Annotated in this window: 9 protein-coding genes; 5 read left to right on the forward strand and 4 right to left on the reverse strand. The window is 42.1% G+C overall.

Annotation, left to right across the window (positions count from 1 at the left end; translation table 11 throughout):
• Positions 1–64: 64 nt before the first annotated feature.
• The 3 genes from dbpA to GKR71_RS13970 all read left to right on the forward strand — a co-directional run bounded on the left by dbpA (position 65) and on the right by GKR71_RS13970 (position 2,278).
• Positions 65–1,438 carry an ATP-dependent RNA helicase DbpA gene (dbpA, locus tag GKR71_RS13960; protein ID WP_230085088.1) on the forward strand — a complete coding sequence of 458 codons (1,374 nt, stop codon included), beginning with the start codon at positions 65–67 and terminating at the stop codon, positions 1,436–1,438.
• Between the two features lie 316 nt (positions 1,439–1,754).
• Entirely contained in the window at positions 1,755–2,123 is a 369-nt protein-coding gene (locus GKR71_RS13965; RefSeq protein ID WP_410431437.1) for a type II toxin-antitoxin system RelE/ParE family toxin, read from the forward strand.
• Positions 2,111–2,278 carry a hypothetical protein gene (locus tag GKR71_RS13970; protein WP_154600033.1) on the forward strand — a complete coding sequence of 56 codons (168 nt, stop codon included), beginning with the start codon at positions 2,111–2,113 and terminating at the stop codon, positions 2,276–2,278. The genes GKR71_RS13965 and GKR71_RS13970 overlap by 13 nt, the downstream gene beginning before the upstream one ends.
• A gap of 86 nt (positions 2,279–2,364) precedes the next feature.
• Here the strand turns inward: GKR71_RS13970 and GKR71_RS13975 are convergent, their stop codons facing one another.
• The 3 genes from GKR71_RS13975 to prpB form a co-directional block, all read right to left on the reverse strand.
• Positions 2,365–3,819, reverse strand: a complete 1,455-nt coding sequence (locus GKR71_RS13975) for a bifunctional 2-methylcitrate dehydratase/aconitate hydratase (protein WP_154634448.1) — start codon at positions 3,817–3,819, stop codon at positions 2,365–2,367.
• A gap of 14 nt (positions 3,820–3,833) precedes the next feature.
• Positions 3,834–4,988 (reverse strand): bifunctional 2-methylcitrate synthase/citrate synthase, encoded by a 1,155-nt coding sequence (gene prpC / locus GKR71_RS13980; protein ID WP_154600031.1) that lies wholly within the window; start codon positions 4,986–4,988, stop codon positions 3,834–3,836.
• Positions 4,989–5,062: 74 nt separating this feature from the next.
• On the reverse strand, positions 5,063–5,953 hold the full coding sequence (gene prpB, locus GKR71_RS13985; RefSeq protein WP_036951115.1) for a methylisocitrate lyase: 891 nt from the start codon (positions 5,951–5,953) through the stop codon (positions 5,063–5,065).
• A 294-nt stretch (positions 5,954–6,247) separates the two neighbouring features.
• On the opposite strand from prpB, the gene prpR reads away from it, so the two are divergent.
• On the forward strand, positions 6,248–7,825 hold the full coding sequence (gene prpR / locus GKR71_RS13990; protein ID WP_154609671.1) for a propionate catabolism operon regulatory protein PrpR: 1,578 nt from the start codon (positions 6,248–6,250) through the stop codon (positions 7,823–7,825).
• 687 nt (positions 7,826–8,512) lie between these two features.
• Positions 8,513–9,655, forward strand: a complete 1,143-nt coding sequence (locus tag GKR71_RS13995) for an MFS transporter (RefSeq protein WP_036951232.1) — start codon at positions 8,513–8,515, stop codon at positions 9,653–9,655.
• A gap of 77 nt (positions 9,656–9,732) precedes the next feature.
• Here GKR71_RS13995 and GKR71_RS14000 read toward each other — a convergent pair.
• The coding region (locus GKR71_RS14000) for an ATP-grasp fold amidoligase family protein (RefSeq protein ID WP_154634449.1) at positions 9,733–10,430 on the reverse strand (698 nt) is incomplete at its 5' end.

Below are 10,430 nucleotides of genomic sequence, written 5' to 3' on the forward strand. Positions count from 1 at the left end.
TATCATGTACGAGGGGCTATGATCCCTCGTGATGATCTCTTTTATTTTATTCGGAATGTTAACTGTGACTTCATTTGCTGAACTAAATGCGCTTCCTGCGGAGCAGCTCTCCAATCTCAATGAATTGGGTTTTCTAACCATGACCCCAATTCAAGAAGCGGCATTACCCGCTATCCTTGCTGGCAAAGATGTGCGAGCTCAAGCTAAGACGGGGAGTGGAAAAACAGCTGCTTTTGGTCTAGGGCTATTACAACGTATTGATGCTAAAAACTTTAATACCCAATCCCTCATTTTATGCCCAACAAGAGAATTAGCGGATCAAGTCGCGAATGAATTACGCCGTTTAGCGCGTTATATTCCTAATCTCAAAATTTTAACTTTATGTGGCGGTGTACCTTTTAGTGTTCAGCGTGATTCTTTAGTGCATGCAGCACATATTTTGGTGGCAACACCGGGGCGTTTGCTTGACCACTTACATAAAGAAACGGTGCGGTTAGATCATTTACAGACACTGGTACTTGATGAAGCCGACCGAATGTTAGATATGGGGTTTGCGGATGATATTGACGCAGTAATCTCTTTCGCGCCAGAAGATAGACAAACACTTTTATTCTCAGCAACATGGCCGGATAGCATTGCAGCAATTAGCCGACGTATCCAAAATAATCCACAAACCATTGAAATTAATTCGGTTAACGAATTACCTGACGTGGAGCAGCAGTTTTATGAAGTGTCTCGACATGACAAAATTGACTTACTGCAAAAGCTGTTAAGCCGTGAACAGCCAGCTTCTTGTGTCGTGTTCTGTAACACGAAAAAGGATTGCCAGGCGGTTTATGATGCTTTAATGGATAGCCGTCAAAGTGTCCTAGTCTTGCATGGTGATATGGAACAGCGCGATCGCGACCAAACCTTAGTCCAATTTGCAAATGGTAGTAGCCGAGTCTTGGTCGCAACGGATGTGGCGTCTCGAGGTTTAGACATTAAAGCACTGGAAATGGTGATTAACTTTGAATTGTCTTGGGATCCTGAAGTGCATGTTCATCGCATTGGTCGTACAGCTCGTGCAGGACAAAGCGGCTTAGCAATAAGCCTATGCTCACCTGAAGAAGCTCAACGCGCAAACGTGCTCGAAGAGATGCTTAACATGAAGCTGAATTGGCTGCCAGAGCCAACAGGATTGCGCATTACACCATTAGAAGCCCAATGGGCAACCTTATGCCTAGATGGCGGTAAAAAAGCCAAAATACGTCCTGGGGATATTCTGGGCGCATTAACTGGAGAGGTTGGTCTAGAAGGGGATGATATTGGTAAAATTGCGATTCACCCCATGCATGCCTATGTCGCTATTAAAAAATCAGTGGCGAACAAAGCGTGGAAGCAATTACAGCAAGGTAAAATCAAAGGCAAATCAGTGAGAGCGAGATTGCTAAAGTAAATTCCTAGACTGACATTTTTGAAGCCCTAGTTGAGTAAACTGGGGCTTTTTTGTTTCTATCATAATCAAAATAAGCAAATAAAACTTAATAATTTACTTTGATATTATTTCGCCTGTTTTATTCTTGCCGCGATTTCTGCGAAGCGCATTCCATTCATTTTATCGAGTTTCTTTTTTTATTTAATCTACTTAATTTTTTCGTTATAACAGCAATACCCCGTATTTAATCGGTTATTTGATTTCTGTTTTTTTAGAAAATGAGTTTTTCTTAATAACCAGAGAGTTGAATTTTTTTCTCAAAGTAAGGAGGTTTAATTTGTTGACATGGACGATAAGAACGAGGATTTTGTTTGACGATTGGTTAGAGATTCAAAACTATCAAGTAAAAAAGAAAGTACTTTCGATGCTTTTGATTCTTTCTGAATATGGACCTCATTTAGGGCGCCCTTATGCAGATAGATTAAAACTTTCTAAATTTATTCATATGAAAGAACTCAGGATCCAAGTTTCGGGGGTACCCATTCGAGTTTGTTTTGCGTTTGATCCAAGAAGTTGTGGAATTGTGTTATGTGCAGGTAATAAAAAGGGTTGTGACGAGAGTCAATTTTATATCAAGTTGATTAAATCAGCAGATGCGGAATATGCATCTCACTTAGTGAAACCGGAGGGATTATGGGTACGTTAAGCGAGTTACTAGAAAAATGTTCACCAGAAATGCGTCAAGAAATTGATGAAGAGGTAGAAAAGTTAAGGGAAGAAGTGATGGCGTCATTAGGACCAGCGGAAAATATTGCCACGGGACAAGATGATACTTCTACACTTGTGCCACAAATGCCATAAACCGGGGTATTTGTGATGAGCAGACAGTCAACGGTATTCGATGGAGCGGAGCCTTTGACTGTCTGTAAATCAAAAAAATAACAAAACTAAATCACCCATAAATCGAGAAATTCATTAACAGGCATATTCTCAAACAATGGCTTGTCCAATGATGCAGATAAAATTCTCAGTTGTTGAGCTTCTGGGAATTGACGCGCTAAGTTGGTTCTGAACTTTTTAAGTAATAGAGGCATACCTTCTGGACGACGGCGTTTGTGACCAACAGGGTATTCGATAACGACTTCACTCAAGGTTTGCCCATCTTTTAATGTGATAGTCAGACCGTTGGTGATAGAGCGTTTGTCAGGATCATGATAATCCTGTGTAAACTCAGGGTCTTCATGACAATGCATTTTGGCACGCAGCGTATCAATTCGGCTATCTTGAGCGATACTATCCTCATAGTCAGATGCGGTAAGGCGACCAAAAATAAGCGGAATTGCTACCATATATTGAATGCAATGATCGCGGTCTGCCGGGTTCTGTAATGGTCCTTGTTTATCAATAATGCGCACACAAGCTTCATGGGTACGAATTGATATAGACTCGATATCGTCAGCGGTTTTTCCCATTGAACTAAGTTGTTCATGCAATTGTAAAGCGGCTTCAACTGCGGTTTGAGCGTGAAATTCTGCCGGAAAAGAAATTTTGAACAATACATTTTCCATTACATAAGAGCCATAAGGTCGCTGGAATTTAAACGGCTGACCACGGAACAGAGAGTCGTAAAAGCCCCATGTTTTGGCAGTTAATGCAGTTGGATAGCCCATTTCTCCTTTTTGTGCCATGAGTGCCAAGCGAACTGCGCGCGAGGTGGCATCACCTGCTGCCCATGACTTGCGGGAGCCTGTGTTTGGAGTGTGTCGATAGGTACGTAAGCTATGACCATCAACCCATGCAAGGGAAACAGCATTGAGAATTTGCTCACGGGAGAGTCCTAGCATTTGAGCAACGACGGCGGTTGATGCCACTTTGACCAGAATGACATGGTCAAGACCGACTTTATTAAACGCGTTTTCGAGAGCGATACAGCCTTGAATTTCATGAGCTTTGATCATGGCTGTGAGGACATCTCGGATCACTAACGGCTTTTTGCCTCTAGCGAGATTTTCACGAGAAAGCCAATCCGCGGTGGCTAAAATACCACCTAGGTTATCGGAAGGGTGTCCCCATTCCGCGGCTAGCCAAGTGTCGTTGAAGTCTAACCAGCGGCATAAGGTTCCAATATTAAATGCAGCTTGAACAGGGTCTAATTGAAATTGTGTTCCGGGAACTTTTGTGCCATTTGGGACGTGTGTACCAGGGACGATAGGGCCTAATAACTTTTTGCAAGCCGGATATTCAAGTGATTCCATTCCACAGCCTAGTGTGTCCAGTAAACAGTAATAGGCGGTATCGTAAGTTAACGTTGAAGTGATAGGAAAATCAATAACATAATCGACAATATCCGTCATCACTTTATCAAATTGAACATGTGGGGTCATTTGAGTTTGCGTGGTCATTATTTTTACCTTAATTAGCGCTGTTCAATGGGAACAAAGAGTTTATTTTCTGGGCCAGTGTAGTTTGCTGAAGGACGAATAATTTTATTATCTTGGCGTTGTTCAATCACATGAGCTGACCATCCCGCAATCCGTGCGATGGCAAACAATGGGGTGTACATCGCCGTAGGAACGCCCATTAAGTGATAAACCACCGCAGAGAACCAATCTAGATTAGGAAACATGTTTTTTTCACGTTTCATAACGGATTCAATATGATCTGCAATGGTGTACAAATGCCGATTCATACTTTGTTCTGAAAGCTGTAAGGCGACGGATTTGATGATTGGATGGCGGGGATCAGCCAAGGTATAAACGGGGTGACCAAAGCCAATAATAACTTCTGAGTTTTTAATTCGAGCCACGATGTCTTGTTCCGCCTCCTCAATAGAGGCATAGCGTTGCTGAATTTCTAATGAAACTTCATTGGCGCCACCATGCTTCGGTCCCCTTAACGCCGCAATGGCACCTGTAATTGCTGAGTAAAAATCGGTGCCCGTTCCAGCAATCACACGAGCTGCAAATGTTGAGGCGTTAAACTCATGTTCTGCATATAAAATAGAGGCAATATGCATGAATTTTTCCCACTGAGGAGATGGTTTTTTACCGTGTAACAGATGCAAAAAATGGGCGCCAATGGAGTCATCATCAGTCATGGTTTCAATACGGCGACCATGGTGGCTAAAGTGGTACCAATACAGCAAAATGGAACCCAGAGATGCAAGTAATCGGTCGGCAATATCTTTAGCGCCAGCGACTGTATGCACATCTTTTTCTGGTAATACACAGCCCATCATCGAAACGCCAGTGCGAATGACATCCATCGGATGCGTATTGGCAGGGATGGACTCTAATGTTTGCTTTACATTTGTCGGCAAACCCCTTAGAGGTTTAAGTTTTTCTTTGTACGCTGACAATTCAGTGCGGTTAGGGAGTTTATCGTGGATAAGTAAATAGGCGACTTCTTCATATTCACACTGAGTGGCTAAATCGTGGATATCATAGCCCCGATAGTGGAGGTCATTACCATTTCGACCTACGGTACAAAGTGCCGTATTGCCAGCGGTTACGCCTGATAAGGCGACTGATTTTTTGGGTTTGAAACCAGTACTTTTAAGTTGCTCATTCATCATTGATTCCTTGTAGGGGGCAGAAGAGATTACAACTTGCTCGATTCACGGTTTATGTGCTGCAAGAAAAGAAATTAGCGTTTTTTATTTTGTGAAAATAACGCATCCAGTTTTTCTTCATACTGATAGTAATTAATGGATTTATAGAGCTCTTCACGAGTCTGCATAAGTGACACGACATTTTTCTGGGTGCCTTGCTGGCGTAAGGTGTTATATACCTGCTCAGCGGCTTTATTCATGGCACGAAAAGCGGAAAGTGGATACAAGGCGATGGCAATGCCGACACTTCGTAACTCATCTAAAGTAAACAGCGGAGTTTGACCAAATTCAGTTAAGTTAGCTAATACAGGCACTTGCGTATGTTGAGTAAATTGCTGATACATGCCTAACTCAGTAATCGCTTCGGGAAACAGCATATCGGCACCCGCCTCGATGTAAGCACTTGCTCGCTCTAAAGCTGCCTCAAGCCCTTCAACGGCCAGCGCATCAGTGCGTGCCATAATGACAAAGTTTTCATCTGTTCTTGCATCGACAGCAGCTTTGATTCGGTCAACCATTTCTTGAGTGGACACAATTTCTTTATTAGGGCGATGACCACAACGTTTCGCGCCAACTTGGTCTTCCAAGTGCAGCCCAGCAGCACCCGCTTTCGCCATCGACTTGACGGTACGGGCTACGTTAAATGCGGAAGGACCAAAACCAATATCCGCATCCACCATTAACGGTAAATCACAGACATCAGTAATGCGACGAATATCAATCAGCACATCATCCAGTGTAGAAATGCCTAAATCTGGGATCCCTAATGAACCAGCCGCCACGCCGCCGCCAGACAAATAAATGGCTTTATACCCAGCTTGTTGAGCAAGGAGTGCATGGTTTGCATTGATAGTACCGACCAATTGAAGAGGGGATTCGCTGTTAACGGCATCTCGAAATTTTTGACCTGCGGAACGGCTAGACATAAACACCTCGGAGTTGGTTAATCATGTGTAAATGACTTTTACTAACGATATGACTTTTACTAACTATAGTTAGGTAGCAATTGACGTGCCAGTTCAGAAGGAAAGCGTGAGGTTATTATTAAGTTTTAAATATCAATAAGATAAAAGCTTTTATTTTTATGTGACAAGAAAGCCATTTTTTAACCAATTGGTTAGCATGTTTCATTGAGTCGATATATTGTTTCATGAAACAAAAGTGAAACATCACAGCGCGAAGCAAACCCCGCGTAGAAGTAAACCCAGTGGAGGAGAACAATGGATAAACCCATTATTTGGACGGTGTCAGTATCTCGTCTTTACACGCTATTTCGTGATATTAGCCCTGAATTTAGTGCACAAGCTGACATCACTCCACTGAATATCGGTTTTGAGCAAGCCGCGGAAGAAGTTCGACGCCGTTTAAAGAAGGGGCATTGTGACGCGATTATCAGCGCAGGCTCTAATGGGGCATATTTAAAAAGTCATGTTTCGGTTCCCGTTATTATTGTGAATATTAACGGCTTTGATGTGATGCAAGCATTAGCGAAGGCTCGGGAAATTAGCGATAAAGTTGGCATTATTAGTTATCAAAAAATTATCCCTGCATTAGAGCAGTTTCAACATAATTTTGGATTACAGATTGAACAGCGCAGCTATGTCACTGCCGAAGATGCTCGAGCACAACTAAAAGCACTAAAAGCCATGGGGGTAAAAGTCATTGTGGGAGCGGGATTAATTACAGATCTTGCTGAAGAAATGGGTATGACAGGGATTTTTATCTACTCGACACAGACCATTCGACAAGCCTTTTCTGATGCGATTGAGCTCAGCAGAATGTCCCATCGCCATGTGACTGAGCAATCACGTTATCCTCAGCTGAATACAGCAAAAGTTAGACACACGATTAATGACCTGATTGGTTTGTCGCCTGCAATGGAGCGAGTTCGTCAAACCATTATGTTGTATGCCCGTTCAGATGCCACGGTGTTAATACAAGGTGAAAGTGGCACGGGGAAAGAGATGGTGGCCCAAGCTATTCATCACGAATACAGTTTGTTTAATCAGCAAAAACGCAGTAAACAGCAAATGCCATTTGTGGCCGTCAACTGTGGTGCCATTCCTGAAACATTACTGGAAGCGGAACTGTTTGGTTACGAAGAAGGCGCATTTACTGGCTCGCGTAGAGGCGGTCGAGCAGGGTTGTTTGAACTAGCGAATGGGGGAACCCTTTTTCTTGATGAAATCGGTGAGATGCCAATAGCGTTACAAACTCGGTTATTGCGTGTGTTAGAAGAGCGTTCCGTGGTACGAGTAGGAGGGTATCGACCGCTACAGGTTAACGTTCGTGTTATCTGTGCGACCCACTGCGACCTTGATGAATGGGTAGCGCAAGGCAAATTCCGTGGCGATCTTTTCTATCGCCTAGGTGTTCTTCGCATGAAAGTTCCCGCATTATCAGAGCGTAATGAGGATATTTTCACGCTTGCAGAACGATTATTGAAACTTGCTTTTGCCGGATTACAACTGCCTCTTCCAGCCTTTAGAGTTAAGCAACTTCTCAGTTGTCGAGACTTTTTTCTCTCCTATTCATGGCCAGGCAATGTACGAGAATTACGTAACTTAATGGAGCGTGTCGCGCTCTATTGTAGTGCCTATGCGGATAAAAGCATCAATCCAGACATGCTCAAGATGCTATCGCCAGAAAGGAAAACAAAGGTAAATCCGGCAAAGACGCAGGAAGGAACCGAGACGCTAGAGGAAGTGATGGCAAGGTTTAATGGGGATCGTAAGGCGGTGGCGGAGTTTCTCGGTATCAGTCGGACAACTTTATGGCGACGCTTGTCTTCGACCTAGTTTTCACTGTGGCTGTGTTGGTTTCGCATAAGTTACCTGAGTCACATACTTATGTATGCTCCCCAGGCTAACTGATGCTTACCGCCTTGCCACAGCAAAAACTAGTTAGAAGGCAACTCGAAGTTAGAAGACAGTTAGAAGACAACCAGAAGTTAGAAGATGATTATTAAAAAAAGATAATAATTTATAAAGAATGGGCGTTTGAGTAATAAATACCACTAATTAAGTATATTGATAAGCCTGAGGCTAATTAATTAGCAAAAATAGTTTTGAATAGATTTCTTTTTAAGAAAAGTGATAAATATATTTTGAAAGAGAGGATAGAAGTAGGAAGTTTTGTTTCAAAAAGTAACGATAGGGATTTTTCGGTTTTCTTTTTATGATATTGATATTAAATGAATTGTTTGTTTTTATGGCGATTTTCTAGGGGGTTTTACTGCATAAAAAAACGTGATTTTTCTCACATAAATAAATTTACTAGTCATCATTAGTTTTTCTCATTGTCATTCCGGTCTTGAAAGATCTATATTGCGCTCAAATTAGCCTCATCTATTTAATTTCATCACTGCACCAGTCGCTAAAATATATTCATTTTTATGAATGATTTTGCCGTGATTATCGACGTCTGCAGCGCACAATATTTATCTTATTTTTGGAGAGTAGGACGTGAAAATGTCCACCATGTTAATGCGTAAAGGCGACAATACCTTTGTACCTGTTGCAGGCTTAACACTATTTGCTATTGCTTCAGGTTACTTGATGAGCTTGATCCCGTTATCAATGGGTAGCTTTGACATTGATACGCAATATGCAGGCTGGTTAGCGAGTGCCTACTATATTGGTTTATTAATTGGCTCAATGATGATTGAGCCTGTGATCGCAAAAATTGGTCACCGTCTCTCCTTTATTAGTTTCTTATTAATGTTGGCAGCAACGGTTGTTTTACTGCCATGGACACCGACAATTGAAGCTTGGCTACCAAATCGTTTAATTGCGGGTATTGCGGTAGCAGGAATTTTTGTCGTGGTGGAATCTTGGTTACTGATTGGTGATAATCCAAAAGAGCGAGCAAAACGACTGAGTTTCTATATGACCTCGTTATATGGGGGAACAACACTTGGGCAGCTTGCTATTGGTGTGATTGGTACTCAGGGCGTTGTTCCTTTTATTGTGGTACTCGGTTTACTGCTAGTGGCAGTTTTACCGCCTTTATTGGTACGTCAAGGGCAACCAGCAAGTGGCTTGCATCAAAAATTATCATTTAAGCAGATCACTCGTTTAAGTAAGCCAGCTATTATGGGGTGTATGGTATCCGGTATTGTGATGGGAACCATTTATGGGCTAATGCCGCTATCACTGAAAAAAGATAATTTTACGACGGATCAAGTTGGTGTTTTGATGGCATCCATTATTTTGGGTGGCATGTTAATTCAGCCAGTGATCAGTAAATTGTCAGTAATGATGAGCAAAACCTTATTATTAGCCATGGTTTCATTATTAGGTGTTTTTGCGATGGGTATGATTTACATCTCATCAGATTATGTGGTGATGATTGTGGCGCTAGCCCTGCTAGGAATGTCATCATTTGCCTTGTATCCGATAGCGATCACTTTAGCGTGTGATAATTTGGACTCGTCATTTATTGTGGCAGCGACCCAAGTGATGTTATTTAGTTATAGTGTGGGCTCTGCGATGGGACCTATCGCAGCGGGAACAATGTTAGAACAACATAGCGGGTTAACGAATTTCTTCTTTATTGTGCTGTTAGTGACGGCAATTTATATGCTGATTGCAAGTTTACGTCGTAAGGCAAGTGTATTGGCAAACTGACCGTGCTTGATAAATTGCTCGCCACTAGTAATGAAAAAAAACGCGCTATCTTGAATGAGTAGCGCGTTTTTTTATGGCTATTTTTTCTTATTGAGGTTGGCGAGTACGAGCTCAGGTTTGCGTGAATGAAGCATGTTTGGCGTTGTGATTTTCTGCTCCCATAACTCTCCAAGTTTAAAGTCCCAAGAGAGTGGGCTGATCACGGTACGTCCCGCATTGGGTGCGAAGGTAAGTTCACTAAAATAGAGTTTGTTTTCTGCCATTAAAAAGTCAGCTCGGCAATAATCGAATGGCGTCACTAAAATTTCAGCTAATCTTAGCATCTCTCTAAATTGTGTTGGTTCACTGACCGGTTCTAGCATTTGAGGATAACCAAAACTGACCGGCTGCAATTGCCATTCCGTATCATAAAGGTTGATAAACTCGGTGCCATCTTCGTCGGTATAATCGATTTCTGCGTAAACGGGTTTACCCGAGAAACAATGAATGCGGCAGGTTTCGGGTACTAGCTTTCTCTTTTTCTGCTCAAACAAATCGATATATTCCTCGCAAATAATCTGCGCAGGAATATTTTTATAATGGCGTTCACGAGTAATGTAATAGAGATTTTTGAGTAAATTGAATGACAGCTTGTCTTTGGCTTTTTGTAAATCAAACTGTGATTTATCGGTGCAAATAATACTGCTGCCGCTGTCGTGGGTGCATTTCAATACAAAGCGCTGGGGCAGTTTCGTAATATCAATTTCATCCACATGTTGATAAGTGGCGAGAATAG

The organism is Providencia sp. wls1922, assembly GCF_009706505.1.
GTDB lineage: Bacteria > Pseudomonadota > Gammaproteobacteria > Enterobacterales > Enterobacteriaceae > Providencia > Providencia lanzhouensis.

Coding starts and splice junctions, on each gene's coding strand:
- prpC (WP_154600031.1), bottom strand. CDS start 4,988: ATGAATGAGCAACTTAAAAGTACTGGTTTCAAACCCAAAAAATCAGTC.
- prpB (WP_036951115.1), bottom strand. CDS start 5,953: ATGTCTAGCCGTTCCGCAGGTCAAAAATTTCGAGATGCCGTTAACAGC.
- GKR71_RS13970 (WP_154600033.1), top strand. CDS start 2,111: ATGGGTACGTTAAGCGAGTTACTAGAAAAATGTTCACCAGAAATGCGT.
- GKR71_RS13995 (WP_036951232.1), top strand. CDS start 8,513: ATGCGTAAAGGCGACAATACCTTTGTACCTGTTGCAGGCTTAACACTA.
- GKR71_RS13975 (WP_154634448.1), bottom strand. CDS start 3,819: ATGACCACGCAAACTCAAATGACCCCACATGTTCAATTTGATAAAGTG.
- prpR (WP_154609671.1), top strand. CDS start 6,248: ATGGATAAACCCATTATTTGGACGGTGTCAGTATCTCGTCTTTACACG.